Here is a 26,739-nt window from a genome sequence, read left to right on the forward strand (position 1 = left end):
ACGTTTTGCGCCGAAACAGTTGTGTTGAAGTCACAAGTGGCTGCGCTGCTTTCGGAGCCTCATGATGATCCGTATTCCGGGCTACACAATCAAAGACGAGATTTTTGTTTCGAAGCATTCAAAAATCCTTAAGGCCGTGCGTGAAAAAGATCAGAAGCCGGTGATCATCAAAGTCCTCGTCCAGCTTGAGAGGAGTGGGCACGAAAAAGCGGGTTTGAAGCGTGAATTTCGGCTCCTGAATCTCGTGGATTCGCCCTTTGTCATTCAGGCCCTCGAATTTTTGGACAGCCCCCAGCTGGTGGCCATAGTCCTCGAGGATTTTGAGGCCATCGACACCGCCCGGTATATGGAAGCGAGGCCCTTTACAGTCCTGCAGGCGACCCGGATCGCACGTGCCACGGCTCAGGCGCTCGCCGCGCTGCACGAGAAGAAGATCATCCACAAGGACATTACCCCGCGGAATATTCTGGTTCATCCGACGACGCTGGAAACCAAAATCATCGACCTGGGTATTTCCTCGGAGCTCGAGCAGGAGAGCCAGGAGATCCCGACCGAAGGCCAGCTCGAAGGCAGCCTGCCTTATATTTCGCCGGAACAGACCGGTCGCATCTCCCGCGCCCTGGATTATCGAACCGACTTCTATTCGCTCGGGATCACCTTCTTTGAACTGATCACAAGGCAGCCGCTGTTCACGGCCGCGGATCACCTCGGTTATGTGCATTGCCACCTCGCGGAAAAGCCGCGGCGGGCGGATCAGGTGAATCCCAAGGTGCCACGGGCGATCGCCGATATTATCGCCAAACTCGTGACCAAGGATCCGGAAGGACGCTATCAAAGCTCCTACGCTCTGATCGCTGACCTGGATCGCTGCTGTCAGGAATTGGAAAGCACGCAAACGGTGGCCGTCTTTCCCATCGCCCAAAACGATATCCCGGAAAAGTTCACGCTGACGCAAAAGCTCCATGGTCGCGAGCAGGAACTGAGGGTTCTCCTCAGCGCCTTCGATACCGCCTGCCAGGGAAGCTGTGAACTCCTGCTCATCAATGGACGTTCGGGTATTGGGAAATCGCGCTTCGTTGGTGAATTGAAGGCCAGGATCTTCGAAAAGCGAGGCTTCTTCATCCAGGGCAAGTTCGAACAGTTTGCCCGTAATTCACCCTTGAGTACTCTGCCTTCGATCCTCACCGGGCTGGCCGAGGATATCGTGCGACGTCCTCAGGACGACTACCGGGTCCTGCGGGAAAACCTTGTCAAATCCTTGAATGGCAATGGCCAGCTGGTCATCAACTTCGCCCCTGATTTTGAATCCATCCTGGGGCGGCAGCCGGATCTGCAGGAGTTGAATACGGAACAAAAGCAGGCTCGACAGCGGCTGACGCTGGTCAGTCTGTTCCGGGCCTGCGCGCAGCGCAACCATCCGCTGGTGATGTTCCTCGATGACCTGCAGTGGGCGGATACTGCTTCGATCAGCCTGATCCGTGATCTGGTCCAGTCGAACCAGATTCGACACCTGGTTATCATCTGCGCCTGGCGTGATAATGAGGTGGACCCGGCTCATCCCTTCACCCGCATGATTCAATCGCTGGAGGAGGAGGGCTTTCAACCGGGCAGCCTGACCTTGGGTCCGATCGATCAGGATGCGGTCGCTCACCTTATTGCCGAGGCTGTGCATCGGCGCAAGGACGAGGTCGGCGATCTGGCCCGGATCATCCACACCAAGACTGAGGGCAGCCCGTTCTTCATCAAGGAATACCTCACCGATCTCTTCTATGAAAACCTTATTCATTTCGATCGTCAGAGTGGAAGCTGGCTGTGGGATATCGAAAAGATCAGAAGGCATCCGGTTCCGGACGATGTCGTCGCGTTCCTGATCGAGAAACTGAGAAAACTTCCGGCCGCCGCGGTCGAGGCGCTGCAGATAGCGGGCTGCCTGGGCAATGAATTTGACCTTAAAACGCTGGCGCTGGTGCTCGAGCGGAATCGCGCTCAGGTTCTCAGGGACCTTGAACCGGCCATCAAAACCGATCTCGTGATTCCCCTCGACCGCCACTACCGTTATGTGTCCGATACGGAAGGTGAGTCCGATGCAAACGAAACGAACGTATTGTTAAAATTCCAGCACGACAGAATCCAGCAGGCCTCCTGCGATTCCCTGGATCCGCAGGTGAAACAGAAAACCCATCTCAAGATTGCCCGCATGCTGGCCGCGGACGCAGGTCGTGCGGACAAGCCGGTGGAGCTCGCCCGGCATTACAGCGAAGCCCTTCATCTGATCACGACGCGGGAGGAACGGCACTTCGCCGTCAGAGTCCACCTGGAGGCATCCAGGATCGCAAAGAATTCCGCATCCTTTCAGGCGGCTTTCAATCTCGTCAAAGCTGCGGAAACCCTTCTGCAGGATGACACCTTTGAGACGGCCTATGAGCTGAAAAGCGCCACGCTGTTCGAACTCTGTGATCTGGCCTTCTTCACGGGCCAGGCGGATCTGGCCCAGGAGTATGGCCAGGAGCTCATCGCCAACGCAAGGACGGATTTGGAAAAGGTTCGCATCTTTGATCTTCAGATGACTCACTTCGAAGGCCTCTATATGCATCGCAAGGGGCTGAAGATCTTTGCGGAAGCCAACAAGGTCCTCGGCATCAAACTGCCGGCCAGGCCCAATGATCTCCATGTTCTCCAGGAAATCATCAAGGTCAAGCTCGCTCTTCGCGGCAAGACGGATCAGGATCTTCTCGAAGGCGCGGCCATCCAGGATCCGATGCTGCAGTACAGGATTCGCCTGCTGATCATCTGCTGCATTTTCCATTATTGGCAGAATGATAAGAATGCCTCGCTCCTCTACGTTCTGAAGGCTATCCAGCTCTCCCTGCGCCACGGGCTGACGGCTGAGGTGTCCTACGTCTACGCAACCTATTCCATCCTCCTCCACTTTTTAGGTGACATGAAGGAGGCCAGGCGATTCGGTGAAGCGGCCCTGGCCGTGGCGGAGCGATATGAAGACCTGGCCTGGAAATCAAAAACCTATCTGCTCTATGAAGGCTTTATCTATTTCTGGCATTTCAACCAACGGCAGATCCTTCCTGTCATTCAAAAATCCAATGACTATGCCCTGCGATCGGGCAATAAATTTTCCTTCCTGTCTTTCCACCAGCTGGCCAGCTATCCGCCGCTCAACCACGTTGACGATTTTATTACGACGGTGGACCAGCACGAAAAGGCCATCAAGGAATCCCAGAGCGCCGATATCATTCTGGGCACGCGCCTCGGCAAGGGTGTTTATTACAATCTGAAGGGACTGACGGCCGGGCCTGACAGTCTGGACTGGGAAGGTTACATTGAACAAAGGGATGGCAAATCCTTCTCGTCAGCAGCCTATGAAGCCATACCCAATATCTACAGGGCCAAGGTTCTCTATTTTAATGGTCAGATGGAACAGGCCTATGCCGAAATCAGGACCACCTATGGTCATCTGGCTCTGGTCGGGAATATCGAGGAGTTCTGGGCCCATTTCCTGTTTTTTCTGATCGGTGCCGCCCGATATTCTACCGTCTCCCCGGGGCAGAGGCTCGGCATCCGTTATAAGTTGGGCGTGATTCATGGAAAAATGAAAAAATGGGCCCGGCATAATCCCGCCAATTTCCAGTATGCGACCCTGCTCTTTGAGGCGGAATATGCCCGGCTGCGCGGCCGGCCTTTTCTTGATACGCTGAGGCTCTATGATGCTGCCATAGCCGAAGCCCGCAGCTACTCCAAGGAAGTGGAATGCATCGCGGTCCTCACCGCGTTCCGTTATATCAAAGCGGTCGGGACGGAAAAACTCCAGGACGTTTACCTGGCTCAATGCCTCAACGCCCTGCTGCAGTTTGGTGCCACGAGAGTTTTCAATCGGGTCAAGGACGAGCATCCGAGGATATATGCGCGGGCTGCGGCCCAGGGTCTTGTTCAGCATGCGGACGTTTTACCCGAAGACGGTCTGCCTCAATCGGTCTCCATGCTGTTGACCCAGAAAGATCTGACCATGACCACGGCGATGGCCGGCAGGTCAGGTGGCATCAGTCTTGATCTCAATACGGTTATGAAGGTCTCCCAGTCGTTGTCATCGGAAATCAGTGTGAAAGGCCTTCTGTCCCGGCTGCTCGGATTTCTCGTGGAAAACTCCGGCGCCGAGAAAGTCCTTCTCATCACGATCGACGACAATGACCGGCAATTTCATGTTCGCGCCAGGAAGCTTTCCAAAGCCCATGCGGAGGATTTTGAACGGGAGAAGGCACGGAGCTGTCCTGCGCTCTCCCAGAAGCTGCTCGAGTCCTTTACCCGCCTTCCCAAAGCGGTCATTATCCATGATGCGCGGGAAGACAAGCACCTGAAGGACGATCCGTATATTCACGAAAACAAGGTGCTGTCCATTCTGCTAACGCCCATCATGCGCATGGGGCGCCTGGCAGGATTGATTTATCTTGAAAACAACAGCGTGCCGGGCGCGTTTAACAGCGAACGGGCCCGCATCGTCGATTTCCTGGCCTCGCAGGCTGCGGTATCGCTGGAAAGCGTCGAGCTTTATGAGCAGCTTGAGGAGAAGGTGCGCGAGAAAACCGAGGAAATCAAGCTGATCATGGCCAACATTCAACAGGGTATCCTGACCGTGCATCCGGACAAAACTATCGGCGAGCACTATTCCAGGTATCTCGAGGATATCTTCGAGACGGAACAGATCTCAGGGCAGAATATCGCGCAGTTCCTGTTCCATCGCTGTGAGCTGAATGCGGATGAAAAATCGCAGTGCCTCTCCGTGCTTGAGGCCAGCCTTGGCGAGGACATTCTCAACTATCAGATGAACCATGAGGGCCTGATCCCCGAACTGACATTCCATGGCAGGACGGGCCGCAAGGTTCTGGCTTTGGAATGGCACCCCGTGGCCGATGAAGCCCGCAGGGTGGAAAAGATTCTGGTGACCATCCGCGATGTAACGGAATTGAGAGCACTTGAAGGTGAAGCCCGCCTCGGCCGCGAAGAGATGCGGATGGTGAATGAAATAATGACGATAGGCCTTAAGCCCTTTGAAGATTTCCTGACGGCGGCCCGCGGACACCTCGACGAAATCGAGAGAATTCTGGGCGAATCCCGGCTCGAGACTCAGGCCATCAATCGGGCTTTTATCGCCTACCATACGCTGAAGGGAGCATCGCGCAGCCTGGGGTTGCGGCAGCTGGCCCATGAGGTTCATCAGGCCGAAGATTATCTTGCGGCCCTGCAGCAGGATCTTGTCAAGGTTGACCCCGAACGACTGCGACATGATTTGCGGGCTGTGCGCCAGGCCTTTGGGCTCTATGAAAACACGGCCAGGACGCGACTGGGTCGCAATCCGGAGGGCGGTTTGACAATGCCGATGATCAGCCGTTATCTGCAGGCTCTTGAGGGCCTGAATCCCGACAATTGCGACGAGGTGCGCGAGGAACTCTGGGACGGCCTGGCCCGGTTATACTATACGCCTTGTCACAAGCTTTTCACGGACGCGGTGGCGGAATTGCCCCGCCTGGCCAGAGACCTTGGCAAGGCCGAACCGATGGTGACCCTGCCGGATTCTGAGATCGCCTTCACACCGGAAGGTACCCGTCTGCTCAAGGACGTGCTGATACACCTCGCTCGCAATGCCATGGATCATGGCATCGAGACGCCTGAAGTCAGGGCCAAGGCGGGCAAGCCGGGTCAGGGTCATCTGATGGTCGCGCTTGAGGCGGCCGACGATGGCACGCTCACGCTGCGCGTTCAGGATGATGGCCAGGGTTTGAATGTGGAAGCGATTCGGCGCCGGGGCTTTGAGAAAGGCCTGCTGGCCGCGGAGCCCGCACCCGATCTGGCGACGGTCTGCCAGCTCATTTTCCATCCCGGTCTTTCATCCAAGGAAACGGCCAATGACATTTCCGGTCGTGGGGTGGGGATGGACGCGGTCAAAAGTTATCTCGAGGATCATGGGGCCCGGGTTCGTCTGGAACTCCGCGAACCGAATGCGAGGGGTTATGTTCCCTTCGTCCTGGTGATCGACCTTCCTCCGCACCTCTTCCGAGCGCAGCTCGACAAAAACCAGCAGTATAGTCTCGCCGGCTAGGTGCCCTCCAACTCACAGGATTGTCCAGAATTCCAACGCCTTGTCTCGCCTCTCTTCAGGGGGAGGGCATTACGGTCCTGCGATCATTGGCAAAAAATTAGGAACGGGTCTTGCTGAGCGGATTTTTAGAAACCACGAAGCCGAGGCCGAACATGATGAAACCGCATTTGATTCTCGCTCTCCTCGCGATGTTAAGCGCCTGTTCCGACTCCTACAAACCCAGTTTTGAACGCAATCCCCCGCCGACAGAATCCACGTTACCAGCTGATTCGGAAGCGACCGACACATCGGAAACCGGATCCGACCCAGCCGATGCGTCTGATGATTCCAACACGGCGACCGATACGAACCCGGTCACGCCAGAGCCCAAGCCAGACCCAACGCCGACTCCAGCGCCGCAATTTACTGTTGATCCTGAGACTCTCAGTTTCCCCGTTGTCTTTCATCTGGGTGGTTCCAACGTCTGGCAAAGCGAGGAAAAGCTCCGCCCGGTGATTGCCGAAGCGCAGCGCATTCTGCAGCAGGCGAAAATTGAAATCCTGCCGACCTATACGACCGATATGAATCCTACGGAAAATATGGATGTGTTTTTCGTTCCGCAGATTCCCAATAACCCGGGAGTCAATGGCATCAGCTATGGAGGCGGAGCGCCTTTGGAAATCTATGTGATCGATAACGTCGGTCTCAACAAGGTCGATGACCAGCGTCCCGCCGATGCCCCGGCTCCCCGTTATTTCAAGGGAGCCAAGCCTGGTGACAAGATTCCTGTCTCGGCCGATGAAGCGGAACAGGGACGGACCACAGCCCATGAAATCGGCCATCAACTGGGTTTGCCGCATCGGCAGAACACGACCAACCTTCTGGCCAGTGGGACCACAGGCTGGACCTTGAACGCGGCTGAAATCGCCACCGTTCGCGCGACAGCCTTGGATAAATTCAAGGCGAAGTTTGTGCAGACTTTGCCTTAATACGCAGCGGGGACCCGCCGGTCCCCCGAATGCCACACGATCGCCCCCGATGAAATTGTTTGCAGCTTAAGATCTCAGGATGCCGTCAGCGTCTGTCATACGCGACGATTTCGTTGCGGCGCCCCGCGCGCGTCCTGCGACCAGGAAATCTCCACGTTGTCCGGCGGGAGACAGCACAACACGGCTGCAGCCGAGCAATGGGGAAAAATTTCTTATCGCCAGGTTTGTTTTTTTCCTGTATTAAATTTTTCAAGAAAGATAGTGAAAGATACAACTCATCCAACAGCTCGGGTGACCGGGGATTTTTTTTTCAAAAAATCCAGCGCCAGCTATTGTGGATGAAACGATGGGGGTCTCATGAATAAACGGATTTTGATGATTTGCGCTCAAGTGTCACTTCTAGGCGTGACGGCCTGCGGGATTCAGGGAGAAGGGAAGCAGGATGCTTCCCTGAAGACCTTGTCGATCGATCCCAGCCTCAAGGATAAGGTCGCATTAAAAGCCTGTATGGACCTTGCCACATGCAAACAGGATGAAGTCACATTCGTCCATGCGCCGGACGGAAAAACCTTTGAGCGTGGCTATCGGGAGGATGGTTTCATCAGTTTCAAGGACAACAAGATTCTGTGGAACGGTCAGGACAAAGAGGTTGAGATCGGTAAATTCGCCAACAACGCGGTCACAGCCTTGTGCAGCCAGGAGTTTGAGGACGTTTGCGATCTGGAACTCTCCGTCAAACACCCGAATGATGCTTCCGAGAACCAGGAGCCCTTCTATTTTGTGACGTTCCGTTTGCGCCAGCCTGGTGAGATGATCCGCAGCGGGGCCGGAGACAGCTATCACAAAAGCCTTTTGAACTATGTGATCCAGTCGCCCAATCAGGAAAACGCCGGGACATGCAACCTGATGGCCGCCACGGGAGCCCTGGAAATTCTCCTGAACCAGTGGAAGGACGCCGAGGGGAAGACGGTGGACACCTCCAACGACGGCGCTTCGGACCTTTCGGAACCCTATACGATCAATACGGCGATCGGTTATGGTTATGGAGACACACTCGCTCCGATCATGGCCTTCAACCATAACGGCAATGGAGCCGTTCTGAGCAAGGACTTTCCCTTTGTGAATAGCTATGATGGCTACGATGCCCAGATCAACTGGAATCGACCCACTCCGGATGTCTACAGGGTTGCCGTTCCCACCATCAAAGGGACCTCGTTTTTTGGTGGAACCACGCTGAACGACAATACCAAGTGGGCCGTCACCGTCATGGACGAGGCCCAGGTTGAAACGGTGAAGAGCGAATTGCGGAAAAATCGCCCCGTTCTGGTCACCTACAATCATAGCGACTTCTGGCATGTGGTCGTCGTGGTCGGTTATGATGATGAGCTTTCAGAAAACTGCCAAATGGTTCGCAGCTACTACAACAAGGCCAAAGCTCTGTACGGTGCGAAAGTCAAGGCTGCTGTGGATCGCGACGGTGGCTGCCGCGAAAAGGGAGTGTTCTACGTAAGAGATTCCCTGGGGCCCGGGGCTCGTTCGCCTAAATACAGCGTGCGGTCCTACGATTGGCTCAAGTATCTCGGCAACCATATTATTTCTGTGCATCAGTAAGCGCCGGGACCGACCCTGGTCGGTCCTTTCCTACAGCCTGCCTGCCTCACCCCCGCCCGGTATGGACACACACAGCCTTCAGCAATCCGGCCACATTAATGGGTTTGGTGATGTGATCACTGCAGCCGATGGAAATGGCCCGTTCCCTCTCCTCAACCATGGCGGCCGCTGACAGGGCCACGATCGGCTTTTGATAGCCGTGGCGGCGTAACTCGGCGGTGGCCCGGAAACCATCCTTAACGGGCATCTGAAGGTCCATGAGCACGATATCGTAATCCTGCACGAGGGCCTTTTCGACCCCGATCTGTCCATTTTCGGCAAGATCAACCTTGGCACCGTTACGGAAAAGGATCTGACTGATCAGATGCTGATTGTCCGGCACATCCTCGACGACCAGCACACTCACGCCCTGTAAAAGTCTGGCATTGAAGCTGGAAGAATCGCCTGCCGCTTTTGGAAGGTCCACCGTATCCAGAAAGGAACCTTCGGGTAGCTTCGCCTCAATCGTGATGACAAAGGTGGAGCCGACACCCAGCGCACTCTCCTGGAGATAAAGGCTGCCACCGAGAGTCGTGGCCAGGCGTCGGGAAAGGACGAGGCCCAGGCCTGTGCCGCCGTACTTTCGCGTCGTGGACGCATCGGCCTGCATGAAGGGTTGGAAGAGCTGCGACTGCTGTTCCTCTGGAATTCCACGCCCGCTGTCCTTGACTGTGAACTGCAGCTTTAGATGACCGCTGTCACTGTCCACAACCGTCATCACGTGAATTTCCACCAGACCCCTTTGCGTGAATTTGATGGCATTGCCGATAATATTCAGCAGGATTTGTTTGAGACGCGTGGGATCGGTAACCAGAGTGCGCGGAACATTGGGGCTGACCAGAAGGTTGACCTCAATGCCCTTGTCAAAGGCCTGTTGCTTCATGGGACGCATGACATCAGTCAGGAGATCCGGGAGTGACGTGCGAACGCTTTCCAAAACCAGCCGCCCAGCCTCGACCTTGGAAAGATCCAAAATATCGTCGATGATCTGGAGGAGCAATTTTCCATTGCGTTGAATCGCATCGACAAATTCCTCCCGATCCTCATCGGTCGTACAAGGGTCCAGCAAAAGATCGCCGAAGCCCATAATGGAATTCAAAGGCGTTCGAATTTCGTGGCTCATATTCGCCAGAAAATAACTTTTCGCCCGGTTTGCCGCTTCAGCATCGTCCGACTTCTTCTTGTATTTTTCGAGGAGGTCCCGCATTTCATACTGCCGCATCCTGGTTTTTAAAGCACCGCGAACGACGCTCAGGAGCGTGATCAGCCGGACGGGTCGATCGAGAAGGGTCACGTTACGAAGTTCGTCAATCGCCCTGATGATTTCATAGCTGGCCTCCGTCATCTCACCTTCACGGGTCAACACGATAATCGGGATATCCGACCACTGGGGCTGAAGGGAGAGTCTCTGTTTAAGCGGCTGCAAACCGAAGGGAAAAATCATCTCCTCGGCGATCAGGAGCGCGCCGGCGCCCTTTTTGATTTCCGTTTCGAGTTCCTCGATGGAGGCGCAGACCTTGCCCAGCAGATTCGCTTCGTTGAGCACCCGCAGCGTTATCGTCGCATCCGCGTCGGAAGCAGCCAGTATCACGACCCTTAAATCGTTCGTCGTTTCATGATTCACGGCCGTTATCCTTTTCCCCTCCCAATATCTGCGGTACGCCGGCTAGGATTCCATGGAAGTTTTCGAGAGGGAGACCCACCACGAGCCCGTTGGCCGTTAGTTTATATTCCCGAATCGCAGTTTCATGTCCGCCGCTTCGTCGTTTGACCACCGAAATGGCTTTTTTTACACTGCCAAAGGCTTCGAAATAACGAAGCATGATCACCGTGTCGGCCAGATAACTCACATCAAAAGGAGCCTGCATGGCTGACCCGATCATGCCATGCTGGGCGACGATCATAATGGTGACAACACCCTTCTGGTTGAGGTAAGTCAGGAGTTCGTGCAGCTGGATGACAAGAAATTTTTCCTCGGGCATGGCATTCAGGTAGCCGTTGAGGCTGTCGATCACCACCGTGCGGGCGCCGTCCTTCTCCACAGACTCGCGGACGTAATGAACGAATTCACCGGGCGAGAGTTCCGCGGGATCAATTTGCCTTAGTTTGATGTGACCGCTCACCAGGTATTCGGGGAAGCGCGAGCCCGTCGCCTCGGCCCGTTCCAGGAGTGTGTGAATATTTTCATCAAAGGCGAAGAAGGCGACCTGTTCGCCGCGCTGGGCCGCGTTGGTAGCATGTTGCGTCGCGAGTGCGGACTTGCCTGAACCGGCCGGGCCGATGACCAGTGTGCTGGTTCCCGCTGTCAAGCCACCTCCCAACAGCTGATCCAGTTCATGAATGCCTGTTGACGCGAGAGACCGCGCGTAAGATTGTCGGGCCGCCTGGTTCCCGTGTTCGGCCGCCACGAGGCGTGGGAAGACGGCCAGCCCGCCTTTTTCAATCGTGAAATCATGAAAACCGCCGCGAAATTTAACACCGCGGAGTTTGATCACACGCAGCCGACGCCTTTCTGCGCCGTACAGAGGGGAAAGCTGTTCGAGCATGACAACGCCATGCGCCAGGCTTTGCAGCTGAAGATCACCATCCGACGACGTGCGATCTTCGAGCAGAAGGACCGTACAATTTCGGCCGATAAAGAATTGCTTGAGGCCCAGGATTTGCCGGCGATACTTCAGGGGATCTCGCGCGAGAAGGCGCATTTCAGACAGCGAGTCGAAAACAACCCGCGCGGGATTGACCCTTTCGACTTCAGCCAGGATCGATTTGGTCGTACCTCCGAGTTCAACTTCGGAGGGATGAAAAAACGTGTAATGACCGCCCGGCGTCAGCTTTTCTTCCGGGAGCGCCAGCTCGTGAATGGTGATGTTATCCAGGGACCAGCCATGGGACGCCGCAACAGCCGTCAGCTCATCCTTGGTTTCTGATAGCGTGACGTAAAGGCCGGACTCACCCAGGCGAATGCCCTCCAGGAGAAACTGGAGAGCCAGAGTTGTCTTGCCGGAACCCGGATCCCCTTCAATCAGATAAACGCGTTTCCTGGGAAAGCCGCCACAAAGGATATCGTCCAGACCAGAGATTCCCGTCGCCGCGCGTGTGTCGTCCTGTGTCTTGTGATGGCTCTCGTCGTTCATAATTTGAAGTCCTTGCGTCATATACGATCGATAGACCGCGCAGATCCGACCCACAGATGGGAGCTCGCTGCCTATCACAAGTGCTGTTTATTTGAGTTATAATCGTGTTTGGTGACGTTGTGCGTGAAGGCGCCTGCCCCACAAGTTTTAACGTCTTCAGTCAAAAAAAGCATGCAAAGATTGGGCTAGCCAGCTGTCCTTTCCCGACGCAGCAGTCCTTCCCATGGCTGTAAGTCATAAACTCCTTGGCATAAGTGCAAAACTATCCTAATCGTTGCTAAAGAGAATTTGATGAGACTCAATGAAAGGATAAGACAGACATGGCTCTGTTGAAAAAACCATATTCACTGAGTTGGCATCTTGTCATTCTCGTGCTCTCCGCCCTTGTCCCGGCCTTTCTGTTTTCCTCCATCATGGTGAACTGGCTCGGCAGACTGGAACGTCAGGCCAGTGAGCGAACCCTGCTTCAGTCCGCTCAGGGTTTGGGCTCCTCGGTGGATCAGGAAATTGAGGCGACGATTCGCACACTGCAATCGCTTGCTGTCTCTGTGCATCTTGAACAGGGGAACCTCGAAGCTTTTCATGCCGAAGTTGTCCGGATCCTTCAGTCCCAGCCCTCATGGCTCACGGTTCTGGTTCATGATACCGAAGGACACATTCTGATCAATGCCGCCCGTCGCTATGGCGAAAAACTTACGGGACCGGCCGACGCCGCAAGTTTCAAACAGGTGGTCGACACGAAAAAACCCACTGTAGGACATATCGCGCGCGGACCACGGGGTCGCCATGCTTTTCCGATACGCATTCCCGTCTATGTCGGTGATTCGCTGGTCTATATCCTGTCCGCTGTTATCGCGACGGACTCCTTGCAGAACATCATCGAGCAAAAATCAGATACCACAGGGGAGGAATGGACCCGGACCATCGTGGATACTCAGGGCACGGTAGCCGCTCGATCGAAGAATCCCGATGAATTTATTGGCCAGCCCGCGCGGACCTCTTTCTTGAATGCCATAGCGGGCGAAGATGAGGGTTTGGTGCGGGACCGCGCGTTTGAAGGGAAAAAAGTCTATATTGCCTATTATCGAACGCCGATTGCCGGCTGGACAGCGTCCATCGCTGTGCCGGTCGAAGTTCTGGAAGGCATGGGTCTGCGTTCCATGAACCTGACGATGACGGCCGGAATTTTTTTGCTGATCGTCTTTGGTGGAATTGCTCTCCTTTATTCCCGCCGCCTGGCGAAGAATATCCGATCCGCAGCGGACGGCGCCAAAGTCCTGGCGAAAGGAGAGGTTCCCGTTGTGAAGTCATCTCTCGTGGGTGAAGTGGAACAGCTGCGGGACTCACTGCTTTGTGCCGCTCAGCTTTTGCAGCAGAGGGAAAAAGACCTGAAGGAGCACCTCACGCAGGCGCAGACGGCCCGGGCGGAAGCGGAAAATGCCAACCAGGCCAAGAGTGAGTTTCTCGCCAACATGAGCCACGAGCTGCGGACACCGCTCGGTGTGGTGCTGGGTTTTGCCGAATTGCTCGCCATTCAGGAGAATACTCCCGCCGAGCGCGAACACTGTCTGGAGATCCTGCAACGTAATGGTCAGCATCTCCTGCGACTCATCAATGACATTCTGGATCTTTCCAAGGTTGAAGCGAGCAAGCTCACCGTGGAAAACGTTGATTTCTCGCTGCCGGATTTGATTTCCGAGGTGATTGCCGAGTTCAAGCCCCAGGCCATGGAAAAAGGCATTGATTTAACCGTGACGTCAGACGGTCCCATTCCGGAGGTTGTGAATTCCGATCCTTTGCGCTTGCGGCAAATCATTTACAACATCCTCGGCAATGCGATTAAATTCACGGAAAAAGGCCAGGTGCGTCTGCATATGATAGCGAATGGTCGCGATTTCAAGCTGGTGATTCAGGACAGCGGCATCGGCCTCAGCGCCGAACAGCAACAGCGCCTCTTTTCGCCCTTTACCCAGGCCGATGGCAGTCACACGCGGAAATACGGTGGAACGGGCCTGGGTCTGGCCCTTTCCAAAAAAATTGCGCAGCTTCTGGGAGGGGATGTGCAGCTGCTGCAAAGCAGTCCCGGTCTCGGCTCAACATTTCAGATTCAGATCAAGGTGGAAACGTCGGATCGAACGAAACTCACCTCGCGTTTTGTGGAACCGAAACCCCAGGCCGTCCAAAGCATTGCGGGGGTGAAGGCCCTGCTGGCCGAGGATTCCCCAGACAACGTGACCCTGATCGTCGCCCATCTGAAACGGGCCGGTGTTCAGGTCGATGTGGTCGAAAACGGTTTGGAGGCGGTGGAAAGGTTAAAGGACGGGATTTATGACATCGTGTTGATGGATATTCAAATGCCGCTGATGGATGGCTATCAGGCCGTCACCAGGCTGCGGACAGCGGGCTGCACACTTCCTATCGTGGCTCTTACGGCTCATGCCCTCACCGAGCATAAGGATAAAGCCTTGGCGGCCGGCTTTTCTGATTATATAACGAAGCCGGTGCAGCCTGATCGGCTCATTTCCCTCATGGCAGGAAAACTCAAGCCCATTCCAAGTAAGGTGTCTGTACGATGAAGAAAGCACGCATTGGATTTCCGCTTCTTTCGTTCCTGATTTCCCCCTATCTTATGGCCGCTGATGCCGCGCCGGCAGGAAAAGCGGTTCCCTGTCAAAAGCAGTCAGGATTTGCCGCGATTGTCCACGGGGGTGCCGGCGACTGGGATTTCAAAAAGAAAAATGAAGCCGCCTATCGCGCGGCCATGGAGGATGTGATGCGCCGCCTGCATAAAAAACTGCAGGCAGGTGGCACGGCACTGGATGCCGTGACCGAAGCCATCGTCATACTCGAAGATGATCCCCTGTTCAATGCCGGGCGCGGGTCCATCGCCAACAGCGTGGGCAAGCACGAACTGGATGCTTCGATTATGGATGGCACCAATCTTAAAGCGGGCGCTGTGGCCGCGGTGACCCGGATTAAAAATCCGATCCTGGCCGCCCGCTCGGTCATGGAGCAGTCGGAACATGTGCTGCTCGTGGCTGGTGGGGCGGAGGACTTTGCCGCGAAGCATGAGATTCGTATGGTGAAGCCCGAATACTTCGATGTGAAGGAAAAGAAGGCTTTTGTGAAGCCCCCGAAGAATGAAGAAAAATTTGGAACGGTGGGGGCCGCGGTTCTGGATCGCTGTGGAAACCTGGCCGCTGGAACGTCAACCGGAGGCTATGATGGCAAGCTCCCTGGCCGTGTCGGGGATTCGCCGATCATCGGCGCCGGAACCTACGCGGATAATCGCAGCGCAGCGATTTCGGCGACCGGTCATGGCGAGTATTTTATCCGCTATGCTGTGGCCCATGATATCACCGCGCGCATGCGTTATCAGGGTCAGACCCTGGCGCAGGCGGCGGATGCCTTGATCAAGGATGAACTGGTGAAAGCCGGTGGCTCAGGTGGAATTATTGCTGTGGATAAGGACGGCCGGACTCATGCGGCCTACAATTCCAAAGCGATGCTGCATGCAACCGTTCATGCGGATGGAAAGATTACGGTCAAGTTTCAGTAAGCGCTGGCTGCGAGGCCCCAGGCACGTGAGCCTCGCAGCCTGACGATCAATTCTCCCGCACCCTGCCCGCGAGCCAGGTGGGAATGCAAAAATAATTCACACTGATCGCGGGATTGTATCCATTCGCACGCGGCACCGGATAGATGGTCCGCGTTTGGGTTGTATAGCTGGGATGGACCCAGTAACCCGCACGCTCCAGGCAGGCCCGCCAGCTCAGACGATCGGTTTCCTTATCGTATTCATAGGCCGGGCGCAGGCCCTGACCTGAAATTTCATGCACGAAACGGAAGCCTGCGTGATAGGTGTTCCAGCCGGTGTGGAGGAGATCGTCATCACTGAGGGCGGATTCCTCGGTGAAAATCAGGAGGATCCCGGCTTCATTGTAGCCTTTGAAGACGGCGATCATTTTCTCGTTGGTCTGCGATCTGATTTCATGGAAACCGTTCCCCACCACCATGATCGCCCCTTGGACCGACACGCCCCAGGCTTCCAGCGGTTTGATGAGGTAGCCCGGATCACCGATATCGGCTTTCCTGACAAAGCGCATGTTGGGTGGCAGCTCCCCGCGCTTTTGGGCTTCGACAGCCCGATCGATCGCTGCGTCCTCAAGATCCGCACCGAAATATTGAATGGTATCGGCCCCACTGCGGGCATACCGCTGCCGGGTCGCTTCTCCCTGGCCCACCGCATGTTCGATGAACACTTTCATCTGGAAATTATGCCGAGCCATGAAGCGATCGATGCTGTCATTGATCATCAGGAAGGTCTTGCGGTTCGCATCCTGACTCGCTGCGACGTTCTCCCCGCGCGCGACCCAGGTCTGCCCTCTCTGGCCCTGGAGGAGAGCGGAATGATGTTTCATGTATTCGTGATAGGCGTGGATGATTCCAAAGGGTCCGGGGCCGCGTTCGAGCACACGCCGGCCGAGGGCTGTGGGTTTGCTGCCTTCATGGACAAGACCCGCCTGCATCAGGCAGGCGTTCATGAGATGGGACAGGACCACCTTCTCGGGTATGACGCATTCCGGACTCGCCTGATGGTAGGGGCTATTGCGCCAGGCAAGGAGGAGTGGAACAAGACGATAACCGAGTTCCATTTCAAGCCGCCCGGGGATCCAGTTGGGAGCCGGCTTGAGCTCCTCGGGCATCGTGAGGAAATCGGTGAGCTGCTGCCGGTCCTCCCGGCTAATAGTCTGCCCGGCGAAGCACTGGTTTAAGAGAGGCAGCCAATTGACAGGAGCGGCCGGATCAAGCGGCTCAAATGCATCGATCAGGTTTTGAATCTGCGGATGGGACGTCAGCGCGCAACCATCGTCTCCGTCAGCATCCGTGACCACAGCGCGACTTTTCAGGAAATGAAAATCGTAGCGCAGCTGCTGGATGCTCAGGCCCTGGCTGGAGGCCAAATCCTGAAGGCAAACGACCTTGCGTGATTGGAGCAGCTTCAGGATCCCCGCTCGATGATGACTCGTCAGAATATGTTTCATCAGCCAGAGATCGGTCGGTGCGGTCACCGCAGCCGTTTGAATCACCGTCTCGAGAACCTTGATGGCCCGAAGCCAGGATTCGACCGCCTGGCTCGAGGGTGGGGTGGTGCGCGCTATTCCTTCCTCGATCGTCTGTAACCAGTCCAGCAGAGCCGAGCCCTGTGTGAAGAGGTGCGGGACGTTCGTCATCCACAGGTGAAAGGAAATTTCCGATATCGTCGGAAAACCGGCGCTCGACATTCCTGTCTCGCCCTGGATGATGGCGGCGAGGATTTTGTGATGGGGAGACGCCGCGAACCCCTCGATGTCTTCAACTGAGACCATGGATGCTCTCCCTGACTTCGCATGAGACTGACAGCAGATTAGCTGAAGTGCCCGGAATATCATAGACTTGAAATCTCATAGTACGGTGTGGCTGTTTTTTAGACAAGCCCCCTGGATCATCTGAGGTTTTCTGTTGAGGCCAAACTATGTAAAGATTTCTGGACAAGGAAAAGAGGCAGCCGATGAAGAAGCAATCCCATGTCGTGATCCAGGCGGTAAAAAGGTCCAAATGGCTGATTGTGGTCCTAGGGCTTGGACTTATCGTCGCTTTTGTTTATGTCCTTCAAACGCCGGAGTACGCCCTCTATCGCATCAGCCGCGCCGCCGCACGCCGCGATCTGGCCACGTTCTATTCCTACGTCAATCTCCCTGCTGTGATCCGCTCCATCGAGGATGCGGAAAACTCCAGACGCATTCGTGAGTCAGCCCGAAGCGGGTGGGAGGCGCTGGCGAGTACGATCGAATCCAATGTGGGTCAGGTGTTGAAACCGCAGCAGCTGCATCTGGTTCAGAGAGAAATAGAAGCGCGGTTCAGGGATACCAGGCTTCCGGATCCAGCCGATGCGATCCTGGGCAATCTGCTGGCCACGCGGGATTTTTTTCGTGAGGCGACCGTTTTCGAAATTGGTTCCGTGGCGCGACGGGGAGCAGGGGCTTTGGCCAACCTTGAGGTTCATGTCCCGAGGTTGAACAGGACCTATAATCTTCTGCTGGTGCTGGGAAAGGACGAGCGCTGGCAGATCATGGGTCTGGAAGGCCTCGCCACGACGCTGGATGAGTACGCTCGGGATCAGCAGCATTATTTGAGCCGATATAATGAGCAGGTGCTGGAAAAGCTGGCCCAATTCCTGGAATGTCGGGCGAGCCTTCAATATGAGGAAAAGCTGCTCGGGCTGCGGCAGTCGCTGATCCTGGATGTCACCTGCAGGAATCTTTTTCCGGAGACCATTACGGCGATTCAGGGTCAGGTGACGGTGACCGCAGCCGATGGCGGGCTTATCAAGGAATGGCCTCTCAGCATGAAGGCCATCTCCTGGAAATCGGGGGAGCCGCTGCGAATGAAACGAACGGTCATCCCCGACTTTTGGGAGGACACCGAAAACGTCTTCACCGATCCGAAGATTCGGGTGGGTTTTTCGGCTCAGGAACTCAGGTTTGAGACGGGGCAGACTCTGCGTCCGGTGACGCGCTATGAGGATATTCAGCCGGTGAATTAAGGATGGCGGTCATGCCGCGGAATCCTTTTCCAGAAGGGCTCGCCCGAGTTTAAGAATAAAGGCGAAGGTTCGATAATCGGAGCCGGGCTGTGCAGGATCCAGACGAATGCTGATGCTGCCGCCATGGTCCTGGCAGAACTGACGAACGGCGGCCAAACCCAGGCCACGGCCTGAGATTTCCGAAACCGAATTCCGGGTGGAGATATCATCCTCAAGGATAAGCGCCGCCAGCTCCTCATCCTTTTGAATCGTGGGCATTTTTTTCCGCAGGGCCTTCAGATCCAATCCGCGGCCATCGTCCCGCCATTCCAATCCGATGGCATCATTCTGAAGCGAGACGGAGAGGACGATGCGACCTGCGGCGGGCTTGCCGGAACGCTGGCGCGTCTCGGCATCCTCAAGGCCATGATCCAGGGCATTATTGAAAAGATGCAGGAAGGCATCCTTGAGATCCTGATAAAGGCCATCGGGGATCACGAACGTATCGCCGTGCAGGTCAACCTCTGGAATCGGTTTGTTCAGACTCTGAGCCGTGCGCGCCAGAGCCGGCTGGCAATCCGCGATAAGGGAGTCGAGAGTTCGAGGTTTGGATTTTTCACTTGGGGATACGCTGCCTCCGCCGCGATCCAGTACAGAATCGTTCAGGCGTTGATATTCATGAAGGAGCGACTCCAGGACCTGGATTTCCTGCAGAAGCATGGGATGCAGCGAGGCCTCATCTTCAGAGCGCCTTTTCCTGAGCAGATTCTCTTCGCACGCATGGAAGGCCCCCGACAAACGGCGGAGACCGAGGGTGCGGGCATTGCCTTTTAATGTATGTAGATGCCGCAGGCTGACTTTGAAAGCATCCCGGATCGGGTCCCGGGCGAGGGCTCTCTGGCAGGCATGGACGAGACGCAGGCTTTGCTCCATGAACATACGGAAGCGATCAGCCGGCACGTGCACCAGCTCCTCCAGGTTTTTCCATTCCTCTTCGTGGGCCAGGACCTCCTGCCGGTACTGGAGAATCTCCGTGACGTCGCGGAGCGTTAAGAGGATGTGACTGATCCTTTCCTCGGCATCAAAGAACGGCGTCCATTCCGCCTCGATCGCCCGGGGCCGTCCATGGTTCGTTTTCAGATGAAAGGATTTGGGAAAGGCTGGGCTGTTGACCTCCCAGGTGAGGATATCCTCTTGAATCAAAGCGGTCAGGATGTGATGAATCTGCTGCTTTTGATCGTCGGCGAGATCCGTTTTCGCCAGGACCGCCTGATCGAGGCTCAACCCGGCCAGCTCCGATTCACCGAGCAGCTGCAGTGCATAGTGGGAATGATCCTGTTTAATGCAGCCCTGTTGATCCACTATCAGAATACCCTGCTCGATGGTTTGCAGGATCATCTTGATTTCAAGCGTCTGCTCTTCGACCTTCTTTTCCAGCTGCAGATTCAGTCGTTTGACTTCGCCCAGGTATTGATCCGCCAGATCATAGGTTCTGGTGATCGAGCGAATCAGGGCCACGATCATGCAAAGGAAAAAAAACAGCACCCAATAGTGCAGCGAGATCGGAAGGGTGGCAAACGAGACCAGACCCATCTCCACCAGAACATCCCGGACGGTGCCTATCAGCAGACATAAGGAACCCAGTCCAAAAATAAGACTGTGCGGTTCCCGATGCCAGACGGCCTGCACCACACGGGTCATGACCACGGCACAGGCGATCAGAATCAGGATTTCACCGGGCAGAAGGGTGGACATGGGAGGGATCCATCCGCCCAGGGAAAGCGTCAGGGCGCCGACCGCATATGTGAGGGCGACGCCACGCAACAGGGAAAAGCCGTGGGCTTTTCGGGCCGGAAACATGCGCTCGACAAAAAGGGAGTAGGGGATTGCAACGGTATACATGGAAAATTGAAAGAGCAGATGATTGAAGAGATAGGAGGGCATAAAGAACTGGGAGAGGGTGTTGGTCGGCACAAAGAGGAGAACGAAACCCGAACAGACAAAGGTCAAGGCCAGAGCCAGGATTTCCTTGCGTTTCCAGTTGAGGCAGAACACGAGGCCCATCACCAGGGCGGTGGCCAGAAAGAAGAGGCCAATCCCAAACATCTCCGCGTTGCTCTGGATGATATCCATGATCAGTTGTTCATGGTTGCCAAGAGAAACGCCGCGGAAGAGCCCCAGATTGGTATGGTCGGAGAAGAGCCGCACATAAAGATATGAGCCCTTATAATCCGCGGGTAGTCGTATCAAGGCATGGCGAAAACCTTCAAATTCCGTACTTCCATACTGAAAGAGCAGAGTGTCCTCGAGAAAGACATGAGCCGCGAGGTCAAATCCAGGAATGAAGACAGCAGGATTGTGCAGCTCAAGATGTTCCGGCAGCCGAATCCGCAGCCAGCCGATGGTATGCTGCCCGCGCCCGGGGGGACGCAGAAGAGGGGATTCAAAAGGCGTCCAGTGCGCCTGCTCCCTCGGGATTTGAAAATGAAAAGGTTCGGGACGCACCGGGAAATCGCCCCAGTGATACTCCCAATCCTTCAATTCGAATGTGGCATGCTCCTGCGCCTGCACACCCTGAGCATGAACCCAGGTGAGCAAGGTCAGGAGGATCCCAAGGCAGGTTGATTGCACCTGATCCCTCGTGAAAATTTCCGGCTATGGGCGTATCGGATGGAGACAGGTTTTCAGCAATACATCAGGGTAAGAGTTCCCCTCCGCTGCCATGCGATGGGAAGGGAACCGTTGACGTTGTCAGTGACGTGAAGACCGGAGGAATCGGCCCACGAGAATGCCGGCTCCCAGGGCACCCAGCGCATACATATAGGGCTTGCGGTGGATGGCCTGATCGACCTGATCGCTGCGTCCTTTCACGCGTTGCGAGACACGATGGGCAACGTCGGAAACCTGAGCCTTGACCTGCTGTTCCCTATCGGGTGTTTGTTCCATCGGCGAGCCCGCGGCGGATTCACCGACTGATCCCTTGTCCAGAAAATGATCGAGACCATACCCGCCGCCACTGGAGGCTGTGAGCGGGTTTTCAAAAGCGGTTTGAGCGGTCGAACGCTCGGGATGCAGGTGGCTGGGCGGTACATAGAAACTGTCTTCGCCTTTGCGGCCCGGCTCACTGCTACGCGCGATGGGATCGACACGATTTTTGTCGCTCGCAGGCTTGACGCGATCGCTCACGGGCTCTTTTGCAGATTGTCCTGGAATGGGTGCCAGACTCATATCGGAATTTTGCATAGGTGCTGCCTTTCCTGGTTGAAAAGGGGGCGGGGCGATCCAAGAGGCGCGCCCATTCTTTGCATGATGTCGACAAGAGCAAGGAAAGTAAAGAATGAAACCGCGGCAACACTGGCTCCTACGTGTTTCCAGGCATGGTGAAGAGGCAAGATGCAGCGGTAGGATGCGAGGATGGAGGACCTCATGATGAGAATAAGCCAGCTGATGAGTGTATTTTCCAGTGTTGGATTGTTGTCCAGCGCCGCATACGGCAGCTTAAGAATGGAACCTGGCCCGGAAGCTGAAGGGCCGGCCTGCGTGGTGACCGGAACGAGCAGTCTTTGGCAGGACGGAAAGGGCGGATGGACCGGCGCCTCCCGCATGGAGTGGCAGGATTGTGCGGATGGGAACAACTATCTGGCCGCATGTATTCACCGCGGTTCAGGGGAAAATATGGAGTCCTGTGCCTGCTTCATCAATAACAGCTGGGTCTATGATCGGAGTTGCGAGGGGATGAATTTAACAGCAGACCTTGGAGAAGCTTCGCGGATCTGCTGTGGATATTTTGAGCTGTGAGAGGAGTGAAGGCCTGGGCTCTCCATTGCCTTGGAGAGCCCATGAAGAAAATCGGAAGTTTAATCCACCTTGATAAAGGTGTTCACCGTAATGTTGAGCGGTCTGGTTTCGCTGTCACTGGATTTCAATTGTGTGGAGGTTGACCATGATCCGCCGCTGGCGTTTCCGTGCATGGAACCGCTGACGCGTGGGAAGATTTCATGAAATCCTCCGCCGGCGATGGCTCCGTTTTGGATGGAAAACTTTCCGCCTGAGCCACCGTTCCCCCAAAACCAGCGACTCCCTGCATCGCTATGACCACGAGTGTCCAGCTGTCCTTCCAGGGTGCCCGATACGGTCACGGACATGGCTGCGGCCAGAGACGTCGATGAACTCGCGCTCATATTATTAACGGCCGTGGCGTCAGCCTGTGTTTCACCCAGCGGCATGCTTTCCCCGCCGAGCGTTCTGATAAATTTGCCGGCACAGTCAGGGACGCGTGAGTTTCCTGTCACCTGAATCCATTTTGATTTTGGGTTCGACTGGCTGATGTCCTGGCCATTGCAGAGAACCCAGCCCTCGCCCATCAAAGAGCGAAATTGAGATTCCGTCAGGAAGGATTGCTGGATGGAGCCAACGACAAAGGCCGAATTTCTCAGCTGTTTTTCCAGAGCAGTTATCTTGGCTTGCTGTAGCGCTGCCAATTTCTCCAAGGGGGCGCCTTGTGCGAATGACAGGGAAGCAGTAGTCAGGAGCATGAACGGGAATCCGGCCTTGAAAATATTGAGAATCACAGAAAATTTCCTCCGAAAATCTTTCGAGAACGGAGTCAGGACATCCCAACTGACACTTTATTGCAGGGAACCATTTCCACCGTCGCCTCCGGGCCCGTTGCCGGGGCCACCGGATCCGCCTGGCTCGGGAGCCTCAGGTGGGTTTTGGGTTTGGGTCTGCCCGCTGGTTCCGCTGTCCGGGTTTTTCACACCGGATTTATTTTGTGGACTGTCGAGGAAATTCCGTTTCGCCGGATCGAGCTTTTCGAGAACCGTTTTGGGATTGACAGGTGAGGTGCCGGGAATGGGGGCGCCCTGGACCAGGTTATCCAGTTTTCCGTCCTTATAGTCTTCTGCCAGGGCATTTATTAGAAGTGGCAGCTGGGTTGGCTTTTGACCCTCGTCTTTGAGCATTTGGCTGAAGGCGGTCAGGATCAGGCCCAGCCGGGTTTCGCTGGCTGTGGCATCCAGGCTGCCGGGTTGAGTGAGATCCCCAGGACGCACGGCGATGATATCGACGTCGGAGATGGCGAAGAGTTCGGCAACGTCCGTTTGGGCCTTGCGAATCGCTGTTATGAGATCGGTGCCAGGAGACTGCAGGGCCTTGGAAGCCGCCAGGGTGGTGAGCGCATGGATGTTGACGGCATCATCGGCGCGGATGCCGCCGACAGCCGCACGTAGAATTGCGGTGGATCCTGGCTGCACGGTTTCGCCGCTGGCCGGGTCCTGGTACTGACCGCCTGTCACAACAAAAGCCACTGGCCCAAAATATTTTACTGTGATGGAAAAGTTTCCTTTGGCATCCGTTTGAGTGGCGCCGACGAGCGTGCCCTGGCTTCCATCTTCATTTAAGCGATAGAGAGTCACCTGCGCGTTGCTGAGATTTCCGACGCCGGCGGAACCTGTTACCGTCCTCTCTTCTGTCACGGAGGGAGGATTGCCAATGATGATGCCGCAGCCCAGCGTGATCGCGAGGCAAAACGCTTGCGTAAGAAGGGAAGGGGCCATTGTTTTAAGGAAACGCATCCTAGGCTCTCTTTTTGATTTTGGTCAGGGGGAAGAACTGGATGTTGACCTGATACACCTGCTCGGCCTCCTGACAACGCTCCTCTTCCGCCAGAAGAAGGAGCTGAAATTCATGAATCATGGCCTTGATCTTTTTGATGCCGTCCTTGGAAATGCATACGGTCACGGCACTGACATCGCGGTGCTCCTGCTCGACTTTCGAAATGGACTGTCGCCCGATATTGATCATTTCCTGATGGAAACTGGCGACCGCCATCTCCTGGGCCTCATGCCCGGTGGCAATGTTGCGATCACAGCGGATATGCCGGTTCTGACCCTCGTCGAACGCGATGATGCCCAGGTTCTCGAGCAGATCCAGGCTCTTTTCAACCTGAGCTGGCCGGATGGGGGCAACCAGGTTTTTGGCAATCCAGTGCGGATCGGATTCGAAGGTCGGCAGACGGGTCATCTCCCCAATCACCGGATGATACCATTCCGAGAAATAGGAGAGAGCTTCCTTTTCGATAGGTGCAGCCAGGACTTCCTTTTTTAGATCGCAGATTTTTTTGAAATGCCCGTCCTTGTCATCGGGAACCTTGGCATTGATGTAGTCCACGAGCGTGAAAAAATACAGCCGCTCCACGCCCCGCAGGTTGAGGCTCCTGGCGATGACTTCGGCCGATTTTGTCGTCAAGGGCCGGCGCCCCTGAATGATGTGGCTCAGGACATTGGTCGCTGAAAAACCCAGGTCTTCAGCGAATTTCATATAGGAATAGCCTTCGGTATGTTTTTTCAAGAGAGCAAACAGAGTGGCTAAATAATTTTTGTAGTCCAGGAAACTGGACGGTTTGACCTCTTCGGTGATTTTCATGAGCAGGGTTTTCTTCATCATTCCTTCTTAACGGCAGAAGAAAAACTGTCCTTTAGAATTTTTTAATAATCCATATAAATCAGTCAGTTAAATCACATGATTTTCATATTTCTGGTGAATTATTGTCCTCGTATCGGGCGCGCTGCCTCAGCTCCCTCAGCAGCTTTTTGGAGCGATCGGACATTCTCCCCCGACCGGCGCTCGCCTCATTTTCAACCCACAGAAAGCGTTTGAGTTTGGTCTGAAGCCCATGCCGTTCCCAAATCTTGCGCACGCCCCCACCACTGATCTGCATCCCCTGTGATACCAGCAGAGCCGCCATGCGATTGTAGGAATAACTGGGGAACTCGCGCGTCAGGTCCAAAACCTTTTGGACAAGTTCCTCACTCGCCTGATTGGGCATTTGGGGTTTGCGACGCGGCCTGGGTTCGAGGGCCTTGAGGCCATGTTTTTCAAAATCAGCCTTCATGAGATAAAAGCTGGATCGGGCGATGCCCACCAGGCGACAGGCCTCCGAGATGTTGCCAATGATTTCAGCCAATGCGAGGACCTTCAGTTTTTCTTCAACCGTTGTCTGTTTTCGAGTCATGAAGCACAGCCTTTTTCCTACTGAGCAATGCCCCTGCATGCCCTTCCGAAATACATTAACGGCTAAATTTTTCTGTCCTTTAATTTGTCTGAAAATGGCTACAAAAACAGGCTGTTCTAGTATTAATCGATGAAATTTCACTGGTTTTTCTGTCCTGGGATATTGCAAATGAATGATCTGCGGCTTGCTGAAAAGTGACATGCACTATCCTGAGCGAATCAAAATATTCCATTCACATTTTTCGAATCACAGGATGCTGTACAGATTCATGTTCTGTGATCATGAACTACAGAAACTCAAAATCGATATCAGAATCCACATCACCTATGGTGCCGCATCATAAGATGCGGTCAGATCCTTTCTGCACTTTCTGCGGGCAGGATGCGGACCACAATTGAGGAGATATGCCGTGAGAATTCTGAAGATCATTTCCTTGTCCATCCTGTTTTCTTCCCTGGGCTGTGGAACCCAAACGCCAGAAGATTCCGACACGAAATCCGTCATCGACGTGGATGCCCGGCGCTGGCCCAACCCAAGGCTCATCCCGATCTGTTTTCTCAACAGAAACGCAGTGCATGATGATCTTTTTGATGACCTCCTGAAGACAACAGTGAACCAATTCGCGCACGCGGGCGTGGCCTTTCAGAAATGGCGCGACTGCACCAGCGATGACATGAATGACAACATCATCCGGGTCCGCTTCAGGAATGAATACAACTGGAATAACAGTTCCTATTCCTATGGTGGGGGGCGATCGAAAGTAGGAATGACGCGTAAGAGTCTGGATGGCGAAGGTGGAGCGACCCTCTTCATTAAGCTTGACCATAAATATCCGGAAGGACCGTCTAAAAAAAGAGACACTGTGGTGCTGGCGACCCGGAGTGTCCTCTTGCATGAAATCGGACACGCCCTCGGTCTCCTGCACGAGCATACCCGGACCGACTACCATCCTGGTGAGCCGGATTGCGTGGATCGGGACGGTGATAGTCGGGAGTATCCGAATGAAAAGGAAGTACGCGGTGAAAGAGATTACGTCGGTCGCCCGGACTACGATTCTGTCATGTCCTATTGCAACCTGACAGCCGGCAAACTTTCAAAAGGTGACATTGCCGGTATCCATGCCCTCTATCCCCAGCTGAAGTAAGGGTTTCCCGATCCCTGCCTTCTGGCAGGGATCACCTTTTCGAACTGATGGCGAAACAACTGTCTCCCGTCTGCTTCATCTCACTTTTTATCTTTCCTCGCGGAATTTAACTTCCGTCCTGTCGTTTTTCTCAAATCCGAAATCGACTTTCCATCCG

Annotated in this window: 17 protein-coding genes; 8 read left to right on the forward strand and 9 right to left on the reverse strand. The window is 55.0% G+C overall.

Translation table 11 applies throughout. The features are described 5' to 3' along the window. The first annotated feature begins 64 nt into the window (after nucleotides 1–64). The 3 genes from OLTU_RS13230 (at nucleotide 65) to OLTU_RS13240 (ending at nucleotide 8,685) form a co-directional block, all read left to right on the forward strand. Nucleotides 65–6,106, forward strand: coding sequence for a protein kinase domain-containing protein (locus tag OLTU_RS13230; protein WP_281181268.1), 6,042 nt, complete (start codon nucleotides 65–67; stop codon nucleotides 6,104–6,106). 152 nt (nucleotides 6,107–6,258) lie between these two features. After that, nucleotides 6,259–7,074: a hypothetical protein gene (locus OLTU_RS31895; RefSeq protein ID WP_176736588.1), complete on the forward strand. Its 816-nt coding sequence runs from the start codon at nucleotides 6,259–6,261 to the stop codon at nucleotides 7,072–7,074. A gap of 390 nt (nucleotides 7,075–7,464) precedes the next feature. After that, nucleotides 7,465–8,685, forward strand: coding sequence for a C1 family peptidase (locus tag OLTU_RS13240; protein WP_218110016.1), 1,221 nt, complete (start codon nucleotides 7,465–7,467; stop codon nucleotides 8,683–8,685). Between the two features lie 46 nt (nucleotides 8,686–8,731). On the opposite strand, the gene OLTU_RS13245 is transcribed toward OLTU_RS13240, so the two are convergent. Both OLTU_RS13245 and OLTU_RS13250 read right to left on the reverse strand, forming a co-directional pair. Continuing rightward, on the reverse strand, nucleotides 8,732–10,348 hold the full coding sequence (locus OLTU_RS13245) for an ATP-binding protein (protein WP_141733241.1): 1,617 nt from the start codon (nucleotides 10,346–10,348) through the stop codon (nucleotides 8,732–8,734). After that, complete coding sequence (locus OLTU_RS13250) at nucleotides 10,338–11,858, reverse strand: ATPase domain-containing protein (RefSeq protein ID WP_141733242.1); 1,521 nt, start codon at nucleotides 11,856–11,858, stop codon at nucleotides 10,338–10,340. The genes OLTU_RS13245 and OLTU_RS13250 overlap by 11 nt, the downstream gene beginning before the upstream one ends. Before the next feature lie 320 nt (nucleotides 11,859–12,178). Here OLTU_RS13250 and OLTU_RS13255 point away from each other — a divergent pair, with 320 nt between their 5' ends. Next, nucleotides 12,179–14,434, forward strand: a complete 2,256-nt coding sequence (locus OLTU_RS13255; RefSeq protein WP_141733243.1) for a hybrid sensor histidine kinase/response regulator — start codon at nucleotides 12,179–12,181, stop codon at nucleotides 14,432–14,434. Further along, complete coding sequence (locus OLTU_RS13260) at nucleotides 14,431–15,417, forward strand: isoaspartyl peptidase/L-asparaginase family protein (protein WP_141733244.1); 987 nt, start codon at nucleotides 14,431–14,433, stop codon at nucleotides 15,415–15,417. Before OLTU_RS13255 ends, OLTU_RS13260 begins: the two co-directional genes overlap by 4 nt. Before the next feature lie 46 nt (nucleotides 15,418–15,463). On the opposite strand, the gene OLTU_RS13265 is transcribed toward OLTU_RS13260, so the two are convergent. Beyond that, nucleotides 15,464–17,227, reverse strand: a complete 1,764-nt coding sequence (locus OLTU_RS13265) for a hypothetical protein (protein WP_141733245.1) — start codon at nucleotides 17,225–17,227, stop codon at nucleotides 15,464–15,466. A gap of 182 nt (nucleotides 17,228–17,409) precedes the next feature. Between OLTU_RS13265 and OLTU_RS13270 the strand changes: the two genes are divergently transcribed. Beyond that, complete coding sequence (locus tag OLTU_RS13270; RefSeq protein WP_141733246.1) at nucleotides 17,410–18,444, forward strand: DUF2939 domain-containing protein; 1,035 nt, start codon at nucleotides 17,410–17,412, stop codon at nucleotides 18,442–18,444. A 9-nt stretch (nucleotides 18,445–18,453) separates the two neighbouring features. Here OLTU_RS13270 and OLTU_RS13275 read toward each other — a convergent pair whose 3' ends face one another. Next, nucleotides 18,454–21,054 carry an ATP-binding protein gene (locus tag OLTU_RS13275; RefSeq protein WP_141733247.1) on the reverse strand — a complete coding sequence of 867 codons (2,601 nt, stop codon included), beginning with the start codon at nucleotides 21,052–21,054 and terminating at the stop codon, nucleotides 18,454–18,456. 120 nt (nucleotides 21,055–21,174) lie between these two features. Further along, a complete protein-coding gene (locus tag OLTU_RS13280) occupies nucleotides 21,175–21,666 on the reverse strand; it encodes a hypothetical protein (protein ID WP_141733248.1) in 492 nt (163 codons plus the stop codon). A 183-nt stretch (nucleotides 21,667–21,849) separates the two neighbouring features. On the opposite strand from OLTU_RS13280, the gene OLTU_RS13285 reads away from it, so the two are divergent. Further along, on the forward strand, nucleotides 21,850–22,221 hold the full coding sequence (locus OLTU_RS13285) for a hypothetical protein (RefSeq protein ID WP_141733249.1): 372 nt from the start codon (nucleotides 21,850–21,852) through the stop codon (nucleotides 22,219–22,221). A 59-nt stretch (nucleotides 22,222–22,280) separates the two neighbouring features. Here the strand turns inward: OLTU_RS13285 and OLTU_RS13290 are convergent, their stop codons facing one another. From OLTU_RS13290 to OLTU_RS13305, 4 genes are all read right to left on the reverse strand, one after another. Then, complete coding sequence (locus OLTU_RS13290; protein WP_218110017.1) at nucleotides 22,281–22,787, reverse strand: hypothetical protein; 507 nt, start codon at nucleotides 22,785–22,787, stop codon at nucleotides 22,281–22,283. A 264-nt stretch (nucleotides 22,788–23,051) separates the two neighbouring features. Continuing rightward, the gene (locus OLTU_RS13295; RefSeq protein WP_141733251.1) at nucleotides 23,052–23,999 is read right to left on the reverse strand and encodes a hypothetical protein; all 948 of its coding nucleotides are present in this window, start codon (nucleotides 23,997–23,999) and stop codon (nucleotides 23,052–23,054) included. Nucleotide 24,000: 1 nt separating this feature from the next. Next, nucleotides 24,001–24,870 carry a TIGR02147 family protein gene (locus OLTU_RS13300; RefSeq protein ID WP_141733252.1) on the reverse strand — a complete coding sequence of 290 codons (870 nt, stop codon included), beginning with the start codon at nucleotides 24,868–24,870 and terminating at the stop codon, nucleotides 24,001–24,003. Nucleotides 24,871–24,952: 82 nt separating this feature from the next. Continuing rightward, nucleotides 24,953–25,438 (reverse strand): helix-turn-helix domain-containing protein, encoded by a 486-nt coding sequence (locus tag OLTU_RS13305; protein WP_176736590.1) that lies wholly within the window; start codon nucleotides 25,436–25,438, stop codon nucleotides 24,953–24,955. Between the two features lie 409 nt (nucleotides 25,439–25,847). Here OLTU_RS13305 and OLTU_RS13310 point away from each other — a divergent pair, with 409 nt between their 5' ends. Next, the gene (locus OLTU_RS13310) at nucleotides 25,848–26,582 is read left to right on the forward strand and encodes a M12 family metallopeptidase (RefSeq protein ID WP_141733254.1); all 735 of its coding nucleotides are present in this window, start codon (nucleotides 25,848–25,850) and stop codon (nucleotides 26,580–26,582) included. The last annotated feature ends 157 nt before the right edge of the window (nucleotides 26,583–26,739 follow it).

This window comes from Oligoflexus tunisiensis (assembly GCF_001748245.1).
Lineage (GTDB): Bacteria > Bdellovibrionota_B > Oligoflexia > Oligoflexales > Oligoflexaceae > Oligoflexus > Oligoflexus tunisiensis.

Coding starts and splice junctions, on each gene's coding strand:
- OLTU_RS13305 (WP_176736590.1), bottom strand. CDS start 25,438: ATGACTCGAAAACAGACAACGGTTGAAGAAAAACTGAAGGTCCTCGCA.
- OLTU_RS31895 (WP_176736588.1), top strand. CDS start 6,259: ATGATGAAACCGCATTTGATTCTCGCTCTCCTCGCGATGTTAAGCGCC.
- OLTU_RS13280 (WP_141733248.1), bottom strand. CDS start 21,666: ATGCAAAATTCCGATATGAGTCTGGCACCCATTCCAGGACAATCTGCA.
- OLTU_RS13295 (WP_141733251.1), bottom strand. CDS start 23,999: ATGCGTTTCCTTAAAACAATGGCCCCTTCCCTTCTTACGCAAGCGTTT.
- OLTU_RS13290 (WP_218110017.1), bottom strand. CDS start 22,787: ATGGGCGAGGGCTGGGTTCTCTGCAATGGCCAGGACATCAGCCAGTCG.
- OLTU_RS13270 (WP_141733246.1), top strand. CDS start 17,410: ATGAAGAAGCAATCCCATGTCGTGATCCAGGCGGTAAAAAGGTCCAAA.
- OLTU_RS13250 (WP_141733242.1), bottom strand. CDS start 11,858: ATGAACGACGAGAGCCATCACAAGACACAGGACGACACACGCGCGGCG.
- OLTU_RS13230 (WP_281181268.1), top strand. CDS start 65: ATGATCCGTATTCCGGGCTACACAATCAAAGACGAGATTTTTGTTTCG.
- OLTU_RS13255 (WP_141733243.1), top strand. CDS start 12,179: ATGGCTCTGTTGAAAAAACCATATTCACTGAGTTGGCATCTTGTCATT.
- OLTU_RS13285 (WP_141733249.1), top strand. CDS start 21,850: ATGATGAGAATAAGCCAGCTGATGAGTGTATTTTCCAGTGTTGGATTG.
- OLTU_RS13260 (WP_141733244.1), top strand. CDS start 14,431: ATGAAGAAAGCACGCATTGGATTTCCGCTTCTTTCGTTCCTGATTTCC.
- OLTU_RS13265 (WP_141733245.1), bottom strand. CDS start 17,227: ATGGTCTCAGTTGAAGACATCGAGGGGTTCGCGGCGTCTCCCCATCAC.
- OLTU_RS13300 (WP_141733252.1), bottom strand. CDS start 24,870: ATGATGAAGAAAACCCTGCTCATGAAAATCACCGAAGAGGTCAAACCG.